Raw genomic sequence first — 18,613 nt, forward strand, 5'->3', positions numbered from 1 at the left:
GGGGTATTCTCCGGGTATGTCGCCTGTGAAGGTCGCCGACGAGCTGTGCACCGTGTCGTTGCCCGCCGCCCTGCTCGGCGAGCGGTGGACGTTGCTGCTGCTCAGGCAGGCGTTCCTGGGTACTCGGCGGTTCGAGGACTTCCAGTCGGCGATGGACATCTCGCGCAGCGTGCTGACCGAGCGGCTGGCGAAGTTCGTGGAGGAGGGCATCCTGCGCCGGGTCGCGTACAAGGACGTGCGCACGCGGTACGAGTACCGGCTGACCGAGAAGGGGCTCGACCTCTACCCGGTGCTGATGGCGTTGCGGAAGTGGGGCGACAAGTGGATGGCGCCCGAGGAGGGGCCGTCGTTCGGCCTGCACCACCGGGAGTGCGGCGGGCAGGTCGACGTCCAAGTGGGGTGCGCCGCGTGCGGTGGTGAGCTGACCGCACGCGACGTCCGGGTCACGCCCCTGCGTTGAGTGGCGCGTCCCGCCTTGTCCGCTCCACAGCAGGCCACGCCGATCCGCTGCTAATAGGCCGAACCGACCTGCGCTAGTGGGCCGCGTCGTCCCACGACCGGCCGACGCCCACCGAGACCTCCATCGGCACGGACAGTTCGTAGGCGCGGCCCATCTGCTCCCGCACGAGGGCTTCGACCGCTTCGCGTTCCCCGTCGGCGATCTCCAGCACGAGTTCGTCGTGCACCTGGAGCAGCATCCGGGACCTGAGCCCCGACTCCTGGAGCGCGCGGAACACCCCCAGCATCGCCACCTTGATGATGTCCGCCGCCGAGCCCTGGATCGGCGCGTTCAACGCCATCCGCTCGGCCATCTCCCGGCGCTGCCGGTTGTCGCTGGTCAGGTCGGGCAGGTAGCGGCGGCGGCCGAGGATGGTCTCGGTGTAGCCCTTCTTCCGGGCGTCCTCCACGATCGCGTGCAGGTAGTCGCGCACGCCGCCGAACCGGGCGAAGTACGCCTCCATCTGGTCGCGGGCCTCTTCGGCCGAGATGCGCAACTGCTGCGCCAGGCCGTAGACGGACAGCCCGTAGGCCAGGCCGTAGGACATGGCCTTGACGCGGCGGCGCTGCTCGCCGCTCACCTCGGAGGTGGGCACCGAGAAGGCGCGCGAGGCCACGAAGGTGTGCAGGTCCTCGCCGGACCGGAAGGCCTCGATCAGGCCCGCGTCCTCCGACAGGTGTGCCATGATCCGCATCTCGATCTGGCTGTAGTCGGCGGTCATCAGCTCGGCGTAGCCGGGGCCGACCACGAACGCCTCGCGGATCCGCCTGCCCTCGTCGGTGCGGATCGGGATGTTCTGGAGGTTCGGGTCCGTCGAGGACAGCCGGCCGGTCGCCGCGATCGTCTGGTGGAACGTGGTGTGGATGCGGCCGTCGTCCGCCACCGACTTGAGCAGGCCGTCCACCGTGGACTTGAGGCGGGTCACGTCCCGGTGCGCCAGCAGGTGTTGCAGGAACGGGTGCTCGGTCTGCTCGAACAGGTTCTGCAGGGCGTCCGCGTCGGTGGTGTAGCCGGTCTTGGTCTTCTTCGTCTTCGGCATGTTCAGCTCGTCGAACAACACCGCCTGGAGCTGCTTGGGCGAGCCGAGGTTGATCTCCTTGCCGATCACCGCGTACGCGTCCTGCGCGGCCTGCTTCACACCGGCCGCGAAGTGGGCCTCCAGCGCCGCCAGGTGCTCGGAGTCGATCGCGATGCCCACCGCCTCGACCTCGTCCAGCACGTTCATCAGCGGGAGTTCGAGGGTGGCGAGGAGGGTGTCCTGGCCGGTCTCCACCAGCCGCGCGTCCAGCGCGTCGGCCAGCTCGGCAACGGCGAAGGCGCGGACGATCGCGGCCTGGGCGGTCTTCTGGCGGTCCTCCTCCTCGTCGGCCAGGAGGGAAAGCTGCCCGTCGTCCGGCTCCTCGGCCCGCAGCTCGCGCTGGAGGTAGCGCAGCGCCAGGTCGTCGAGGGCGAAGCTGCGCTGGCCGGGGCGGACCAGGTAGGCGGCCAGCGCGGTGTCGCTGGTCAGGCCCTTCAGCCGCCAGCCCCTCGCGCGCAGCGCCCGGAGCGGGAGCTTGAGGTCGTGGCCGGCCTTCTTGACGGCCTCGTCGGACAGCCACGCGGCGAGGGCGTTCTCGTCGCCTTCGGTGAGGGCCGCGACCTCGACGTAGCCGCCCTCGGCACCGGCGAACGCGATGCCCTCCAGGTCGCCGGACGCCTCGCGGAACGCCAGCCCCACCCGGCCGCCGCTCGCGTGGGTCGCCAGCCAGGACGCGAGTTCGCCGGGGCCCACCGCGCCGCCGGAGACCTCGAAGCCCTCCTCGGCCTCGGGCTCGGCGGTGGGGAGCGTCGCGAACAGCCGGTCCCGCAGCACGCGGAACTCCAGCTCGTCGAACAGCCGGTGCACCGCGTCCCGGTCCCACGGCCGGGCCTCCAGGCCGGCCGGGCCGATCGGCAGCTCGACGTCCCGGACCAGCTCGGTGAGCTGCCGGTTCATCATGATGTTGGTCAGGTTGGCGCGGATCGCGTCGCCGACCTTGCCGGGGACCTCGTCCACGTGGTCGATCAGGCCGTTCAGCGAGCCGAACTGGTTGAGCAGCTTCACGATCGTCTTCGGGCCCACGCCGGGAGTGTTGGGCAGGTTGTCCGACGAGTCGCCGCGCACCGCCGCGTAGTCCGCGTACAGGTCGGGCGGGACGCCCTGCTTCTCCAGCACCAGCTCCGGCGTGTAGCGGGCCATCTCGGACACGCCCTTGACCGGGTAGAGCACCGTCACCTTGTCGGTGACGAGCTGCAACGCGTCCCGGTCGCCGGTGCAGATGAGCACTTCGAAGCCGAGGTCCGTGGCCTGCGTGGTGAGCGTCGCGATGACGTCGTCGGCCTCGTAGTTGTCCTTCTCCAGGGTGGGGATGTTGAGCGTGCCCAGCACGTCCTGGATGAGGCTGACCTGGCCGCGGAACTCGTCCGGTGTCGCGCTGCGACCGGCCTTGTACTCCGCGTAGGTCTCGGTGCGGAAGGTCTTGCGCGAGACGTCGAACGCCACCGCGATGTGCGTGGGCTGCTCGTCGCGCAGGAGGTTGATCAGCATCGAGGTGAAGCCGTAGACCGCGTTGGTGGTCTGGCCCGTGCCGGTCTGGAAGTTCTCCTTGGGCAGCGCGAAGAACGCCCGGTAGGCCATCGAGTGGCCGTCGACCAGCAGCAGACGGGAGGCTCCTGAAGTGCTCACGGGGCGAGTCTAGGGTGAGGGTCCGACAGTCCTGCACCTAGACAGTCATGCACCGAGTGGAGCAGCGCGTGAGCCCAATGCAAGATGACGTGCCCGGGGTCGACATGCCTGGCGCCGATCACGAGGTCGCCCATGAGCAGCTAATCGCCCGGATGGGTATCGAAGTCACCCAGTGGGATGCCTCCCGGATGGTCGCCACCATGCCGGTGAAGGGCAACCGTCAGCCTTACGGGTTGTTGCACGGTGGGGCGAACGCGGTGTTGGCCGAGACTCTGGGGTCGATGGCGGCGGCCATGCACGCTGCTCCCTCGCGGATCGCGGTCGGGGTGGAGCTGTCCTGCACGCACCATCGGGGTGTGTCGGAGGGGGTTGTCACCGGGGTCTGCACGCCTCTCCACCTGGGGCGGTCCACGGCTACGTTCGAGATCGTGATCAGTGATGAGCAGGGGCGGCGGAGTTGCACTGCCCGGCTCACGTGTTTTTTGCGGGATGCGCCGCCTAAGGGCTAGGGATGCCGCCTAAGGTCTAGGGATGCGGTGGGTTCTGGCGGTGGTGGCTGTGGTGGCTGTGGGTTGTACCAGCGCGCCGGCTGCGGTGGATCCGGTTGTGTCCGCCTACCCGGTGCCCACTGTTCCGGTGCGGCCGGATGAGCGGGTGCTTCGGGTGTCCACCACTGCTGACGGGGATACCGCGTTCACCTTGCTCGGGCTTACCACCGGGATGCGGGCGCTGATCGGCAGTCACGCCGAGTTCGAGGCGCAGGGGCAGTTCGTCCGGATTCGGATGTCGGTGATCAACAACGGGCGCAGTGGTGTTTCGTTCGATGCCCGTCGGCATGTGTTGTTGGATGCCCAGCGGGTCGAGTACGTAGTGGATTCCCAGGCTATGACCATCAAGCGGCAGCCTGAGGTCATCGATCTCGGGGCTAATGTCCGGTTGGAGTACGACGTGTACTACGACCTGCCGTTGACTGCCTCGCCGTCGGCTTTGCGGGTGTTCGGTGGGCCCACGTTGACGGATCTCAAGGACGAGTCCGGCACGGAGATCTTGCTGGGTCAGTGAGGTTGGGCGTCTCGCTCGCTTCGGTCGAACTGCCAGGGACGGCCTACAGGTGTGTGCGGCGCGCTGGAGCTGAAGGCTGCGCATGAGGAAAGGCCCGCCGGTGGTGCCGGCGGGCCTTCCGTGGTTAACGGGGTGTTCGTCTTGGTCTTCGCCTTTTCAGTGGCCGCCCAGGTAGGCCGCGCGCACTTGCGGGTCGTCCAGTAGTTCCAGGCCGCCGGCCGACTTCACCACCCTGCCCGTTTCCAGGACGTAAGCCCGGTCGGACAGTTTCAGTGCCTGTTGGGCGTTCTGCTCGACCAGCAGCACGGTCGTGCCGCGCCTGTTGATTTCTTTGATGATGTTGAAGATCTGTGCGATGAGCATGGGCGCCAGGCCCATTGACGGTTCGTCCAGCAGGAGGACCTTCGGCTTGGTCATCAAGGCTCGGCCGATGGCGATCATCTGCTGTTCGCCGCCCGACATGGTGCCGCCGAACTGGGTTTTGCGTTCCGCCAGTCTCGGGAACAGCTCGTACACCTCGGCCAGGTCCGCGCCCAGGTCGTCCTTCCTGGTGTACGCGCCCATCAGGAGGTTTTCCTGCACCGTCATGCCGGGGAACACGCCCCGGCCTTCCGGGGACTGGCCGATGCCCAGTTGGACCCGCTTGTGGCCCGGCATCCGGGAGATGTCGGCGCCGTTGAAGATCACCTTGCCGCTGGTCAGCGGGCGCAGGCCGGAGATGGTCTTCAGGGTGGTCGTCTTGCCCGCGCCGTTCGCGCCGATCAGGGAGACGATCTCCCCCTCGTTGACCTGCAGGCTGATGCCCTTGATCGCGGCGATCTTGCCGTAGTGGACGTGGATGTCCTTGATCTCAAGAAGCATCTTCGGACACCCCCAGGTAGGCCTCGATGACCTTCGGGTTGTTCTGCACCTCGTGCGGCAGCCCTTCTGCGATAAGCTGGCCGAAGTCGAGCACCGCCACGCGGTCGCTCACGCCCATGACCAGGCTCATGTCGTGCTCGATCAGCAGCACGGTCCGGCCGCTGTCGCGGATCTTCCTGATGAGGCGCTGCAACGCCTCCTTCTCCGCCGGGTTCATGCCGGCGGCCGGCTCGTCGAGCAGCAGCAGCTTCGGGTCGGTGGCCAGGGCGCGGGCGATCTCCAGCCTGCGCTGGTCGCCGTACGGCAGGTTCTTCGCCGTCTCGGTCATGCGGGCGGAGATGCCCACGAAGTCGAGCAGCTCCCGCGCCAGCTCGCGTCCGCGCTTCTCCTCCTTGCGGTGCCACGGCAGGTTCAGCGTCGCGGCGACCGCGCCCGTCCGGTGGTGCGCGTCGGCGCCCACCATGACGTTCTCCAGGGCCGACATGTTGTGGAACAGCCGGATGTTCTGGAACGTCCGGGCGATGCCCTGCTTGGTGATCTTGAACCGCTTGGTGCCGTCGATCCGCTTACCCTGGAACAGCACCTGGCCCTCGGACGGCTGGTAGACGCCGGTGACCACGTTGAACACCGTGGTCTTGCCCGCGCCGTTCGGGCCGATCAGGGCGAAGATCTCGCCTTCCGCGATGCTCATCTTGGCCTCGCGCAGCGCCACCACGCCGCCGAAGCGCATCGTCACGTTGTCCAACTGAAGGGCGGGGGGAGTGCTCACTTGGCCGCCTCCGTCGTCGCGACGTCCGTGTCCGGACCCAGGACCTCCGCGCCCATGGTGCCCATTCCGCCTGTTCCCTCGTGTAGTTCCGCTTTGCGCCGCCGCGACGGCAGCAGGCCCTCCGGCCGCAGCGCCATCATCAGCACCAGCACGCCGCCGAAGATCAGGATGCGGTACTCCGCGAAGTCGCGGAACCGCTCCGGGAGCCAGCCGATGAGGAACGCGCCCAGGATCACGCCCGGCAGGTTGCCCGAGCCGCCCAGCACGACCGCGGCGAGGATCGTCGCGGACAGGATGAACGGGAACGTGTTGGGGTCGATGAAGTTCGCCTTGCCCGCGTGGATGCCGCCCGCCAGGCCGCCGATCATGGCACCGATCGCGAACGCCAGCAGCTTGAACTTGAACGTCGGCACGCCCATCAGCTCGGCCGCGTCCTCGTCCTCCCGGATCGCACCCCACGCCCGGCCGACCCGGCTCTTCTGCAGCCGCACCGAGAAGATGATGACCAGCACGATGGCCGCGACGATCAGGTAGTAGTACGGCGCGGCGAGGATCGAGAACTTCGTGCCGAACATGGGCGGCGGGTGCGGGATGCCGGAGATGCCGCGCGCGCCGCCGATCTCGTCGGTGTTGTTCGCGGTGATGCGGACGATCTCGCCGAACCCGAGTGTCACGATCGCCAGGTAGTCGCCGCGCAGTCTCAGTGTCGGAGCGCCGAGGATGACGCCCGACACGGCCGCGAGGATGATGCCGAAGGCGACCGTGGCCCAGTAGTTCCAGCCGAAGTTGGTGCCGTAGTAGGCGACGGAGTAGCCGCCCATCGCGAAGAACGCGACGAAGCCCAGGTCCAGCAGGCCCGCTTGGCCGACGACCACGTTGAGGCCGACCGCCAGCAGGATGTAGACGCCGATCGGGTAGACCAGCACGGTCGTCCAGTCCGAGCCGGGCGACATGAATGTCCCGATGGCGGGCGCGGGCAGGATGAGCGCGCCGACCACCAGGGCGATGTAGACCAAGTACCGCTGCCAGACCTTCGCCTGCTCCCACCAGTCCCGCAGCCGGTCGATCCCGTGCCCCACGACCGCGAAGCCGCGGCGCTTGCCCGGGTTGTGTTCCGTCGCCACTTCGTCGCCTTTCATGCGCGTGCCTTCTGCAGCGTTTCGCCGAGGATGCCGGTCGGGCGGAACATCAGCACGACCACCAGGACGGTGAACGCGATGACGTCCTTCCACTCGGAACCGAGGAAGATGGCGCCCCAGTTCTCGATGAGACCGAGCACGATGCCGCCCAGCAGCGCGCCGCGCAGGTTGCCGATGCCGCCGAGCACGGCCGCGGTGAACGCCTTGATGCCGAGCACGAAGCCGATCAGGTAACTGGTGTTCTCGACCTCCATGATGTACAGGGAGCCGGCCACGCCGGCCATCGCGCCGCCGAGCAGGAACGTCACCCGCACGACGTTGTCGATGCTGACGCCCATCAGGACGGCGGCCTCGGGGTCCTGGGCGGTGGCCCGGATGCCGCGGCCGATCCTCGTCTTGTTCACCACCCGGTCGAGCGCGACCATCACCAGCACCGCCGCCACGACGACGATCACCTGGTCGAGCCGCACGTCCACGTTGCCGATCGAGAACAGGGTGTCGCGGCCGACGAACCGGGGCGCCGACGCCTGGTTGCGGCCCGGCTTGTCGATCAGCCACTCGATCACGAGCAGGCCGAACAGCTCCTGGAGGAACAGCGACGCGCCGATCGCGGAGATCAGGGCCGCGAGCCGGGTCGCGCCGCGCTTGCGCAGCGGCCGGTAGGCCACGGCTTCGAGGGCCACCGCGGACACCCCGGAGACGACCGCGGAGATCAGCATCAGCAACAGCAACATGCCGACCAGGGCGAACCCGGTGAACGGCGCGGTCGGCGCGAACGCCAGCAGCGTCACCAGGGACGCGAAGGTGCCGATCATGAAGATCTCGGAGTGCGCGAAGTTGATCAGACGCAGGACGCCGTAGACCATCGTGTAGCCCAGGGCGATCAGCGCGTAGATCGAGCCGATCACCAGTCCACCCACCGTGCTGGGTAGGAACTGGCTGAGGAAATCATCAAGCATGACAGGTTTGCCTCACGAGACGGGGCGGGGGGACAAACTTCTGCGCCATAGGGGTGGGGAGCGGGAGCCGTCGACGTTCGACGACGCTCCCGCTCCCCAGCGCGACCTAACTCGGTGAAAAACCGTCTCGGAGATCAGCCCTCCAGCTTGGCGCTGGCCGACGGGCCGAGCAGCTTGAGGACACCACCCTTGACCTGGTAGACGAAGATCGACGCGTTCTCCGGCTCGCCGTTCGACTTGAACTTGATCGGCTTGGAGACGCCCTCGAAGTTCACCGTGGACAGGAAGTTGTTGATGTCCTCGGACGTGGTCTTGCCCGCCTCGATGGCCTTGATGTACGCGGTCGCCGCGTCGTAGCCCTCGGTCGCGTAGATGGCCGGGTCGGTGCCCGCGCTCTTCTTGTAGTTGTCGAAGAACGTCTTCAGCGTGCCGGTCACACCCGAGGTCGGGATGTTGCACGGGCAGGCGAGCACGGCGCCCTCGGCCTTGTCGGCGCCGGCGCTGGTCACCAACTGCTGGTCGAGCGAGCCGTCGCCGGAGGCGAACATGGTCTTCACGTCGTTGTCACGGAGCTGCTTGAGCAGCCGGCCGCCCTGGGCGTAGTAGCCGCCGAAGAAGATCACGTCCGGGTTGGCGGCCTTCACCTTGGTGACCGTGGACGAGTAGTCCGACGCGTCCTTGGAGAACTTGTCGGTCTCGACCTCGACGCCCTTGTCCTTGAACGTCTTGACGACCGCTTCCGCGATGCCGACGCTGTACTCCTGGTCGTCGGACAGCACGAACGCCTTCTTCGGCGACTTCGCGGTCACCAGGAACTCGGCGACGCGCGGACCCTGGTCCTCGTCGTTCGCCACGACGCGGTGCCAGTACTTCCAGCCGTTCTTGCCGAGGCCGGGGCCCGTGGCGGACGGCGAGATGCTGGGGAGCTTGCTCTCCTCCAGCGTGCCGCCGACGGCCTTGGACTCACCGGAGAACGCCGGCCCGATGAGGGCGACGATCTTGTCCGTGTTGACGGCCTGGGCGAGCAGCGAGGTGGCCTGCTCGGGCTTGCCCTGGCTGTCGTACTTGATCAGTTCGATCTTGACCTTGGGGTTCTTGGCGTTGTACTCGTCGATCGCCATCTTGGCGCCGTTGTACGGCGGAATGACGATCGCGGAGTTCTCACCGGTGAGGTCACCCATGAACCCGATCTTGACCGACGTGACGTCGCCGCCTGTCGTGCCGCCGCCACCGCCGCCGGCGCAAGCCGCGAGCGCCAGCGACGAAGCCACCGCCAGCACCAGAACTCGGCCGAGTCGTGCTCCTGACACCGGAATACCTCCCATGACCAACCAGCCCGCCGGTAGGCGGCGCCCTCACACGAGGGCTTGGGTTAGGGCAGGAACGTAGCTTCAGTCGTGTTCGGTGAACAGGTGGTCTTACTGCTCTGTGTCCACATTGTGACGGTACTTACAGGCAAATGCGCGGACGTTCACACCCTTAAATCCAGCTCAAATCGCCGCAGGTCACAAGGTCAATGCGGGCAGTAACCAACAATGTGCCGGCGGTGTGTCCGATTTCCGAACAGGTATCTCAGCCGAAGTTTTCGATGACCGCTTCGGCCACCGCCTTCATGGTCGTGCGGCGATCCATCGCGGTGCGCTGCACCCAGCGGAAAGCCTCGGGTTCCGACAGACCTTGTTCCGTCATCAGCAGGCCCTTCGCGCGCTCGACGACCTTGCGCGTCTCCAGCCGCTCGGTGAGCCCGGCGACCTCGTTCTCCAGCGCCTGCAACTCGGCGAACCGGCTCATGGCCAGTTCGATCGCGGGCACCAGGTCGCGCTTGGCGAACGGCTTCACCAGGTAGGCCATCGCGCCCGCGTCACGGGCCCGCTCCACCAGGTCGCGCTGGCTGAACGCGGTGAGGATGACGACCGGCGCGATGCGCTTGGCCGCGATAGCGCTGGCCGCCTCGATGCCGTCCACCTTCGGCATCTTCACGTCCATGATGACCAGGTCGGGCCGCAGCTCCTCGGCCAGCGTGACCGCCTCGTCGCCGTCGGCGGCCTGCCCTGCCACCTCGTAGCCCTCCTCGCGCAGCATCTCGACGAGGTCGAGGCGGATGAGGGCTTCGTCCTCGGCCACGAGCACGCGACGCGGCGCGGCTTGGCCCGCGGACTGGGCCTCGGCAGCCTGTTGGGTCACCGGGGTCCTCCAAACGGTTTCGGCACTGGCGGCACTCGACGCGAACGCACCGGGTGAAAGGGCAGTCTACCGGCGCGTGGTGTGCGCACAGTCCGGTCGGGCCGTGATCGCGGCCACCGGCGGCACTCCGTGGAATCGGGGTGCCGCCGGCCCGGTCGGCGCGGTCGCCACCCGGGGGAAACCCGGGTCGCTACCGGACGGTCTCCCGCTGCGGTGGCTCCCACCAGCCCGTGACGCCCTCCGGCCAGTCGAACGCCCCGAGCGCCTCCTCCTTGGCCGGGTCGGGCGGGTCGACTTCCCGCAGGTAGAGGTCGTGCCAGCCGGTGGTGAGGCCGAGCCCGCCGGACGGGCTGGGCGTCTCGACGGCGTTCGGCAGGCCGAACACGGGGTGCAGCAGCCGGTCGGCCACCTTCGGCACGCCGAGGCTCTGCGGCCACTCCAGCCACCACTGGTCGCGCTGAGGCAGCGACCGGAGCCACGGCGCGGCGGTGAACAGGCGGTAACGGCGGAGCACCGCGCTGCCGAGCCCGGTCGGCCGCGGGAACTCCGCCAGGTGCTCGCGCTCGGCGGGGCTCAACGGCCCTTCGATGAACGTCCTGGGCAGGTCACGGCCTTTGAGGAGGTTGTGAACGTAGTTCATGCCGAGTTGCCAGGCGGCCTCGTCGACGTTGGACAGGACGACGCTCGCGTCGAGGTCCAGCAACCGGATCTCGACCGACCTCGGGTGCCGTTCGACCCGGAACCCGGCGACACCGGCGATCCACCGGTCCTCGTGCCTGGGCAGCATCTCGTAGAGCAGCGGCCCGAGGGCGTGCTCGGCGAGGTGCAGGCGCGGGGTGTCGGCCGGCTCGACGGCGTGGAACACGTGAGCCGGGCGCAGCATCGACGCGGGCGGCCGGAGCTGCAGGTGGACCGAGGCGTCGGTGGCGCTCTGGAGGACCACGCACTCCAGGGTCCGCTGGTCGTCGGACGGCGCGTCGGGCAGGAACAGCCCCCGCACGTCGGCCCGGCCGTTGAGCGCGTCGACCACCCGTTCGCGCCGGTCGTCGGGCAGCGCGTGCAGGACGGTTTTGACCGCCGGGACGGCCTGGCTCAGGTTTTCGCCGGTATAGCCGCGGCGCAGGTCGACCAATTGTTCGGTCAATGACGAACGTGCCATCGCGGTCCTCGCTCCCGCCGCCCGGCTCGGCGCACAAGGACGCGTACACGCGTCAACGGTGTGGTTTGTGGTGTTGCCTCATGGTCAGGGGTGCCTACACCCTGCGGCGGATCACGCCACCCGGCTGCCGGGGAGTGGCTCCAGCCTCACGTCTGCCCATACACGCCGTGCTCCAGGGTACCAGCGTTGGCCTCCGGCCCCGATTCCATTGTCGCATGGCACACCGACGGTCCTTCGGGGGTTATCGGGCCGGCAGGTGGTTTGCCGAGAACTGATCTGGGGTTCGCTGGGAGTTGCTCTGGGGTTCTCGGCTTCGGCTCTCAGGCCCCTCAGCTTCGCGACGAAGAACTGTCGGCATCAGGTGGGACAATCGAGATGGGGGCCGGAGGCCACGAGCCGTCCGGAGGCACGGCCGTCCGGAGGCGTCGAAGAGTGCGGTTCGGCGACGACGGTGAGCGCCCGGAGGTCTGGCCGCGTCGAAGTGCCCGACCAGTCGAAGCGCCTGCCCAGTCGAAGCGCCTGCCCAGTCGAAGCGCCCGAGCGATGTCGTGTATCCGGTGCTCATTCAACGACGCCGCGACGGGAGCCGCGTGCGAACGCCAGGCCACGCGAACCCAGACCGCGCGAACCCAGACCGCGCGAGATCCCAGGTCACGAGCGGACCCGTCCGAGGTCGGTATCGCCCGTTCGAGCGCACCCGACAGCCCCGTTCGGACGTTCCCCCGACTGATCCCGAGCACAGCACCAAGGCTCATTGCCCCGGCAATCCGGAGTCCATAACTTCAGCCCCATGACGAACGGCGCGGAGAGGTTGCTGGAGGTGTTGGGCGCACACGGCGTCGAGGTCGTCTTCGGGCTGCCCGGTGTGCACAACCTGCCGGTCTGGGAGGCGTTGCGGACGTCCGGCATGCGGCTCATCGGCTCCGGCACGAGCAGACCGCCGGCTACGCCGCCGACGGGTACGCGCGGACCACCGGGAGGCTCGGGGTCGCGCTCGTCACGACCGGGCCGGGGGCGGCCAACTGCCTCGCCGCCACCGGGGAGGCGATGGCGTCCGGTTCGCCCGTCCTCGTCATCGCCACCGACATCCCCTCCGCGCTGCGCCGTCCCGGCGCGTACCGGGGTGTCCTGCACGAGACCCGTGACCAGCGCGCGATGTTCCTCCCGGTGGTCAAAGGCGGCTGGACGGCGCGCAGTGCCGACGCCCTCGGCGCGGACGCCGACCGCGCCGCCCTGCTGGCCACCACCGCCCCGCACGGGCCGGTCTACCTGGGCATCCCGACCGACTTCCTGACCGCCGACGCCGGTCCGTGGAGCAAGATCCCGACCAGCCCCCGGGCCGTGCCGCCGCTGGACGAGGCGCTCGCCCTCCTCACCGCCTCGACCCGGCGGCTGGTCTGGACTGGAGGAGGCGCGCAGCGGGCACGGGCCGGGCCGGCGGTGGGCGCGTTGGCGGACCGGCTCGACGCGCCGGTCGTCACGACGTACGGCGCGCGTGGGCTGGTGGACCACCCCCACGTCGTGCACGGGCCGGTGCACCTGCCGGCGGTCGGGGCGTTGTGGGACGACGCGGACCTCGTGGTCGGGATCGGCAGCGACTTCGACGGCATGATGACGCAGAACTGGCTGCAGCCCGCTCCGCGCAGGCTCGTCAGCGTCAACGTCGACGCCATCCGCAACTACCCGCCGGACGTGACGCTGCGCGGGGACGCCCGGCTGGTCACCGAGGCGCTCGTCCGGGCGCTCCCCCGGCGTCCGGACCGCATCGCCGCCGCGCGGGTCGCGGAGTTGAACGCGGTGGTGCGCCGGGCGGTCGCCGACGACGAGCCGCAGGCCGTGCCGCTGCTGGAAGCGTTGGAGGGCCACCGGGTGGTCGCGGACATGTGCGTGGCCGGGTATTGGGTCGGCGGCTTCCTGAAGGTCACCGCGCCGCGCCACCTGGCGTACCCGGTGGGCTGGGGCACGCTCGGCTTCGGGTTTCCGGCCGCGTTGGGCGCGGCGGTCGCCGGGCGGGTCGTCGCGGTGTGCGGGGACGGCGGGTTCCTGTTCGGGTGTGGCGAGTTGGCGACCGCGCACCAGGAACGGCTGCCGGTGACGGTGGTGCTGGTGGACGACGGCGGGTACGGGATGTTGCGCCACGACCAGGTGAGCGCGGGGCACCCGGCGTACGGCGTGGACCTGCACACGCCGGATTTCGTTGCGCTGGCACGGAGTTTCGGGGTCGAAGCGTCCGAAGTGGACGGTTTCACCGGAGAATTCGCGAAGAAGCTCCAGGAGTTCACGGCGCGGGACGGGCCGAACCTGCTGGTCGTGCGGGCGGCTTTGCGCCCCCCGCCGAACACCTCGCCGCGGTGGTACCGTAGGGTTCGAACATGAGTTCGACTAGAGTGTGGCCGGCCGCGGCGGCGGACGACGAGCTGCGGCTGCTGACGGACTTCTTGACGTTCCTGCGGATCACGGCGGTGTCGAAGGTCGAGGGGCTGAGCCGGGAACTGGCGGCGGCCACCCCCATCCCGACGTCGCCGGTGGTGAGCGCGCTGGGCGTGCTCAGACACCTGACGGCGGTCGAGCGATGGTGGCTGTCCATCGAGGCGGGTGGCGTGGAGCTGCCGTCGCTGTGGGGCGCGGACGCCGACGCGTCGTGGCAGTTGCACGACGAGGACACGGTCGACTCCGTGATCGCGGAGTACCGCGCCGAGTGGGAGCTGTCCGCCAAGGCGCTGGACGGGCTCCGGCCCGGCGACCGGACGCGCGGCGACCACGACGGCAAGGGCCGGACCGTGCGGTGGGTGCTCGCCCACCTGATCCAGGAGACCGGGCGGCACGTCGGGCACCTGGACTTCCTGCGCGAACTCGCCGACGGAGAGAAGGGCGAGTAGCTCACACCCGCGCCAGGTGCTCACCCGCCACCTGGTCGCACGCGGAACCCAACGCCGCCAACGCGCCCCGCAGCAGCGGGTTCGCGTTGGCGGTCCGGTGCACCGCGAACACGTGCCGCCGCAACGGTTTCCCCCGCAGCGGACGACCGACGATCCCGGCCAGCGGCTCGAAACCCAGCGCGGGCACCAGAGCCACCCCCACCCCGGCCTGCACGAGGCCGCGCACCACGCCGTAGTCGCTGCTGCGGAACGCGATCCGGGGCGTGAACCCGTGCGCCGCGCACAGCCGCACCGCGCACGTCGCGCCCGGCGTGCCGTCCCGGCTGGAGATCCACCGCTCCTCGCGCAGCTCCTCCACCCGGACCTGCGGCCGGTTCGCCGGGTGGCCCTCGGGCAGCACCACCAGCACCGTCTCGTCCAGCAGCGGCAACACGGTCAGCTCGGCCGGCCACGTCCGGGGCACCAGGTCGTAGGCGTACACCAGGGCCAGATCCAGCGAGCCCGCCAACACCAGCGGCAGCACGTCGTCCGGCTCGGCCTCGTCCAGCAGGATCTCCGCGTCCGGCCGGTCGGCCGCCAGCCGCGCCACGGCGTGCGGCACCACGCGCGCCGACGCGGTGGGGAACGTGCCCAGCCGCAGGCGTCCGCGCAGGCCCTTCACCAGGCCCGCGATCTCCCGCTCGAAGCCGTCCAGCGCGGCCAGCAGCTCCGCGCCGCGGTCCGCGATGTACCGCGCGGCCCACCCGGGCCGGATGCTGTGCGCCCCGCGTTCGAACAGGGTCACGCCCACCGCCCGCTCGAACGCCGACACCTGCTGCGAGACCGCCGACGGGGTGCACCCGAGCGACCGCGCCGCCCCGGCGAACGAACCGGTCTTCACGACCTCTACCAGGGTGCGCAAGTGAAGGGGGTTGAGCACCAGTTCACCTTATGCTGGCAGCACCGAGGTTTCACCCTGCGGGGCCTTGGCACCCCGGCGGCGGCCCACCACGCTGAGGGCCATGACCTACGTGTCCACGAATCCGGCCGACCTCAACGATGTCGTCGCACACGTCGAACTGGTCGGCGCGGAGGAGTTCGCCGCCGCCGCCCGCCTCGCCAAGCAGGCGCAACGCGAGTGGGCGCGGGTGCCCGCCCCGGTGCGCGGACAGGTGGTCGCCGACATCGGCAGACTCGTGGAGGCCAACGCGGAGGCGCTGGCCCGGATCGTGACCCGCGAGATCGGCAAGCCGCTGGCCGAGGCGCGCGGCGAGGTGCGGGAGATCGTGGACACCTGCGCGTTCTTCCTCGGCGAAGGCCGCCGGCTGTACGGGCAGACGGTGCCGTCGGAGATGCCGGACAAGCAGCTTTTCACGTTCCGCAACCCGGTCGGCGTGACGGCGTTCATCACCGCGGGCGACTTCCCGGTGGCCGTGCCCTCCTGGCACATCGTGCCCGCGCTGCTGTGCGGGAACACCGTGGTGTGGAAGCCCGCCGAGTACTCCGCCGCGTCCGCGCAGGCGTTCTACGACATCCTCGTGTCGGCCGGCCTGCCCGAGGACGTGCTGAACGTCGTCTTCGCCGAGGGGTCGCAGACCTTCCGGGGGCTGGAGCTGGCGCTGGAGGAGCGCCTGGTGGACAAGGTGGGCTTCACCGGGTCGTCCGAGGTGGGCGCGCTGATCGGCGAGCTGTGCGGGCGGCACCTCCAGGCGCCGTGCCTGGAGCTGGGCGGCAAGAACCCGATGGTGGTCACCGAGGACGCGGACCTCGACCTGGCCGTGCGGGGCGCGTTGTCCTCCGGGTTCGGCATGGGCGGGCAGCGCTGCACGTCGTTGGGCACCGCGATCGTGCACGAGTCGGTGCACGACGAGTTCCTGCGCCGGTTCGCGGCGGCGACCGAGAGCGCCGTGGTGGGCGACCCGTCGGGCGACGTGCTGTACGGGCCGATGCTGGACGGCAAGTTCGCGGTGGCCTTCGAGAAGTACCTCGGCTGGATTCGCGACCACCACTCGGCGCACGGGTCGACCGGCGTCGGGCGGATCACGGAGTCCAACCCCCGCAAGGGTTTCCTCGGCGACCCGGACGGCGGGCTGTTCTACCACCCGGTGATCGTGGCCGGCGTGCGGCCGGACGACGAGGTGTTCCGGCAGGAGACCTACGGGCCGCTGGTCGGCGTGACGGCGTACCGGACCCTGGACGAGGCCGTCGAACTGGGCAACCTGCCCGGCTACGGGCTGTCCTGCTCGATCTACACCACCGACCCGAACAAGGTGTTCGCGTTCCGGAACGGGATCGCCGCGGGCACGGTGAGCGTCAACAACTCCACCTCGGGGGCCGAGGCGCACCTGCCGTTCGGCGGGAACGGCAAGTCCGGCAACGGTTCCCGCCAGTCCGGCATGTGGGTGCTCGACCAGTTCACCCGCTGGCAGTCGATGGACTGGGACTACTCGGGCTCGGTGCACAAGGCGCGGGTGGGCGGCCCGGCCATCGACGCGGACCTCGACTTCCGGCTGGACGCGTGACCGCGGCGGACCCGCGGGTGCCGGTGATTCGCGCTTACCGGTGAACCCGACTCCTGGCCGTAGCGTGTCGGGCACTGAGAGCGACAAACTGCTGGTTGGATGCCCCGTACTTCGGAGGAGGATCCAACTGATGGCCAAGCGTTTGCCAGGCGCGGTGCTCGCTGCCGTGCTCGTCCTGACCGTGTTCGCGGCGCCGGCCCGAGCCGCGGCGGTGGACTTCACCGGGATCGTGGCGTTGAACAACTGCTCGGGCTCCGTGGTCCGGACGCCGACGGCGCAGTCGTCGGACCGGGCGCTGGTGCTCACCAACGGCCACTGCGTGAAGCTCATGGCGGACCGCGAGGTGATCGTGGACCAGGCGGTGAGCCGCTCGTTCTCCCTGCTCGACCGCAACGGCAGCGGCTCGCTGGGCACGTTGCGCGCCGAACGGCTGCTGTACGCGACGATGACCGGCACGGACGCGGCGCTGTACCGGCTGACCGCGACCTACGCGCAGGTCGAGGGCATGGGCACGCGGGCGTTGGAGCTGTCGCCGCAGCACCCGGCGGTCGGCATCGACATCCGGGTGGTGTCGGGCTACTGGAAGCGGATCTACTCGTGCCGGGCGGACGGGTACGTGTACCGGCTGCGCGAGGGCAACTGGACGTGGCAGGACTCGATGCGCTACACCGCGTCGTGCAACGTCGTCGGCGGCACGTCCGGCTCGCCCGTGGTGGACGTGGCGTCCGGCAAGGTGGTGGGCGTGAACAACACCGGCAACGAGAGCGGCGGCCGGTGCACCACCAACAACCCCTGTGAGGTCGACCAGTCCGGCACGGTCACCGTGCGGCGCGGCATCGGGTACGCGCAGCAGACGTACCAGATGGTGCCGTGCCTGCCAGGGGGCGGGCGGATCGACCTGACCGCGCCCGGCTGCGGGCTGGCGCGGCCCTAGCGTTCGACGGGCCACTCGGACCGCTGCCACCGCCGCCGGGGTGGTAGTGGTCCACGGCCGGGCGGTCCGGCGGCCGGCGCGCGGGCGGCCCTCCACGCGATCCGGACCTACCCTGGTCACATGACCGAACCGTGGGGCGACACCGAGAAGATCCGGCGGGTCCTCGCCGACTGCGACACGTGGGCCGTGGTCGGCCTGGCCGACCACCCGCACCGCGCGGCCTACGGCGTGGCCCGCTTCCTCCAGCAGCACGGAAAGCGCGTCGTCCCGGTGCACCCGGACGCGGAGACCGTGCTGGGCGAGCAGGGCTACCCGTCGCTGGCCGACATCCCGTTCCCGGTGGACTGCGTGGACGTGTTCCGCCGGTCCGAGGCCGCCGGTGAGTTCGCCGACGAGGCCGTGAAGATCGGCGCGAAAGCCGTGTGGTTCCAGCTCGACGTGATCGACACCGCGGCCTACGAACGCGCCACCGCCGCCGGGCTCGACATGGTGATGGACCGCTGCCCGGCCATCGAATGGGCGGCTAACGGGCCCCGCGCCGGGCGGTGACCTCGATCTCGATCCGCATCCGGGGGTCGGACAGGCCGCACACGAGCATCGTCGCGGCCGGCCGCACCTCGCCGAACGCCTTCCGCAGCACGGGCCAGCACGGCTCGAAGTCGGCGGCGTCCGGCAGGTAGTACGTCACCCGCAGCACGTCCGCGAACGTGCAGTCGGCCTCGGTGAGCGCCGCGCCGATGTTGGCCAGGCACTGCTCGGCCTGCGCGACGACGTCCTCCTGGATCGTCATGGTCGAGTAGTCGAACCCCGTGGTGCCCGAGACGTGCACCCAGTCGCCGTCCACCACGGCCCGCGCGTAGCCGACCTGCTCTTCGAACGTGGAACCGGAAAGGATCGCGCGCCTCATGGTCACCGACCCTAGACGTCGTCGATAGCGAACGCATAGACGAGGTCGCTAACCTG

General features: G+C 69.6%; 17 protein-coding genes and 1 pseudogene. 8 read left to right on the plus strand and 10 right to left on the minus strand.

Going from position 1 to position 18,613, the window contains the following annotated elements; translation table 11 throughout:
• Positions 1-16 precede the first annotated feature (16 nt).
• Positions 17-460 carry a winged helix-turn-helix transcriptional regulator gene (locus tag ACQPZF_RS31880; protein ID WP_433263322.1) on the plus strand — a complete coding sequence of 148 codons (444 nt, stop codon included), beginning with the start codon at positions 17-19 and terminating at the stop codon, positions 458-460.
• A gap of 73 nt (positions 461-533) precedes the next feature.
• Here ACQPZF_RS31880 and polA read toward each other — a convergent pair whose 3' ends face one another.
• The gene (gene polA / locus ACQPZF_RS31885; RefSeq protein WP_433263324.1) at positions 534-3,203 is read right to left on the minus strand and encodes a DNA polymerase I; all 2,670 of its coding nucleotides are present in this window, start codon (positions 3,201-3,203) and stop codon (positions 534-536) included.
• Between the two features lie 77 nt (positions 3,204-3,280).
• Here polA and ACQPZF_RS31890 point away from each other — a divergent pair, with 77 nt between their 5' ends.
• Together ACQPZF_RS31890 and ACQPZF_RS31895 are read left to right on the plus strand one after the other, a co-directional pair.
• Positions 3,281-3,712, plus strand: coding sequence for a hotdog fold thioesterase (locus ACQPZF_RS31890; RefSeq protein WP_433274786.1), 432 nt, complete (start codon positions 3,281-3,283; stop codon positions 3,710-3,712).
• Between the two features lie 22 nt (positions 3,713-3,734).
• Positions 3,735-4,265, plus strand: coding sequence for a hypothetical protein (locus ACQPZF_RS31895; protein ID WP_433263326.1), 531 nt, complete (start codon positions 3,735-3,737; stop codon positions 4,263-4,265).
• 156 nt (positions 4,266-4,421) lie between these two features.
• Here the strand turns inward: ACQPZF_RS31895 and ACQPZF_RS31900 are convergent, their stop codons facing one another.
• The 7 genes from ACQPZF_RS31900 to ACQPZF_RS31930 form a co-directional block, all read right to left on the minus strand.
• Complete coding sequence (locus ACQPZF_RS31900) at positions 4,422-5,126, minus strand: ABC transporter ATP-binding protein (protein WP_433263328.1); 705 nt, start codon at positions 5,124-5,126, stop codon at positions 4,422-4,424.
• Positions 5,116-5,856: an ABC transporter ATP-binding protein gene (locus ACQPZF_RS31905; RefSeq protein WP_433274788.1), complete on the minus strand. Its 741-nt coding sequence runs from the start codon at positions 5,854-5,856 to the stop codon at positions 5,116-5,118. The genes ACQPZF_RS31900 and ACQPZF_RS31905 overlap by 11 nt, the downstream gene beginning before the upstream one ends.
• 35 nt (positions 5,857-5,891) lie before the next feature.
• A complete protein-coding gene (locus ACQPZF_RS31910; RefSeq protein ID WP_433263330.1) occupies positions 5,892-7,034 on the minus strand; it encodes a branched-chain amino acid ABC transporter permease in 1,143 nt (380 codons plus the stop codon).
• Positions 7,031-7,993, minus strand: coding sequence for a branched-chain amino acid ABC transporter permease (locus ACQPZF_RS31915; protein ID WP_433263332.1), 963 nt, complete (start codon positions 7,991-7,993; stop codon positions 7,031-7,033). The genes ACQPZF_RS31910 and ACQPZF_RS31915 overlap by 4 nt, the downstream gene beginning before the upstream one ends.
• Positions 7,994-8,127: 134 nt before the next feature.
• Entirely contained in the window at positions 8,128-9,303 is a 1,176-nt protein-coding gene (locus tag ACQPZF_RS31920) for a branched-chain amino acid ABC transporter substrate-binding protein (protein WP_433263334.1), read from the minus strand.
• A gap of 262 nt (positions 9,304-9,565) precedes the next feature.
• Positions 9,566-10,177, minus strand: coding sequence for an ANTAR domain-containing response regulator (locus tag ACQPZF_RS31925; RefSeq protein ID WP_433263336.1), 612 nt, complete (start codon positions 10,175-10,177; stop codon positions 9,566-9,568).
• A 190-nt stretch (positions 10,178-10,367) separates the two neighbouring features.
• Positions 10,368-11,336, minus strand: a complete 969-nt coding sequence (locus ACQPZF_RS31930) for a hypothetical protein (RefSeq protein WP_433263338.1) — start codon at positions 11,334-11,336, stop codon at positions 10,368-10,370.
• Between the two features lie 790 nt (positions 11,337-12,126).
• Here ACQPZF_RS31930 and ACQPZF_RS31935 point away from each other — a divergent pair.
• Positions 12,127-13,712: pseudogene (locus tag ACQPZF_RS31935) on the plus strand (thiamine pyrophosphate-binding protein).
• Positions 13,709-14,215, plus strand: a complete 507-nt coding sequence (locus tag ACQPZF_RS31940) for a DUF664 domain-containing protein (RefSeq protein WP_433263341.1) — start codon at positions 13,709-13,711, stop codon at positions 14,213-14,215. The pseudogene ACQPZF_RS31935 and the gene ACQPZF_RS31940 overlap by 4 nt, the downstream one beginning before the upstream one ends.
• Before the next feature lies 1 nt (position 14,216).
• On the opposite strand, the gene ACQPZF_RS31945 is transcribed toward ACQPZF_RS31940, so the two are convergent.
• On the minus strand, positions 14,217-15,134 hold the full coding sequence (locus ACQPZF_RS31945; RefSeq protein ID WP_433263343.1) for a LysR family transcriptional regulator: 918 nt from the start codon (positions 15,132-15,134) through the stop codon (positions 14,217-14,219).
• An 82-nt stretch (positions 15,135-15,216) separates the two neighbouring features.
• Between ACQPZF_RS31945 and ACQPZF_RS31950 the strand changes: the two genes are divergently transcribed.
• From ACQPZF_RS31950 to ACQPZF_RS31960, 3 genes are all read left to right on the plus strand, one after another.
• Positions 15,217-16,716: an aldehyde dehydrogenase family protein gene (locus tag ACQPZF_RS31950; RefSeq protein WP_433263345.1), complete on the plus strand. Its 1,500-nt coding sequence runs from the start codon at positions 15,217-15,219 to the stop codon at positions 16,714-16,716.
• Between the two features lie 130 nt (positions 16,717-16,846).
• Positions 16,847-17,650: a S1 family peptidase gene (locus ACQPZF_RS31955; protein ID WP_433263347.1), complete on the plus strand. Its 804-nt coding sequence runs from the start codon at positions 16,847-16,849 to the stop codon at positions 17,648-17,650.
• A 120-nt stretch (positions 17,651-17,770) separates the two neighbouring features.
• A complete protein-coding gene (locus ACQPZF_RS31960; protein WP_433263349.1) occupies positions 17,771-18,199 on the plus strand; it encodes a CoA-binding protein in 429 nt (142 codons plus the stop codon).
• Here the strand turns inward: ACQPZF_RS31960 and ACQPZF_RS31965 are convergent.
• Positions 18,174-18,557, minus strand: a complete 384-nt coding sequence (locus ACQPZF_RS31965; RefSeq protein WP_433263351.1) for a RidA family protein — start codon at positions 18,555-18,557, stop codon at positions 18,174-18,176. The genes ACQPZF_RS31960 and ACQPZF_RS31965 overlap by 26 nt on opposite strands.
• Positions 18,558-18,613 lie beyond the last annotated feature (56 nt).

Origin of the sequence: Actinosynnema sp. CS-041913 (genome assembly GCF_050942485.1) — a bacterium.
Classification (GTDB): domain Bacteria; phylum Actinomycetota; class Actinomycetes; order Mycobacteriales; family Pseudonocardiaceae; genus Actinosynnema.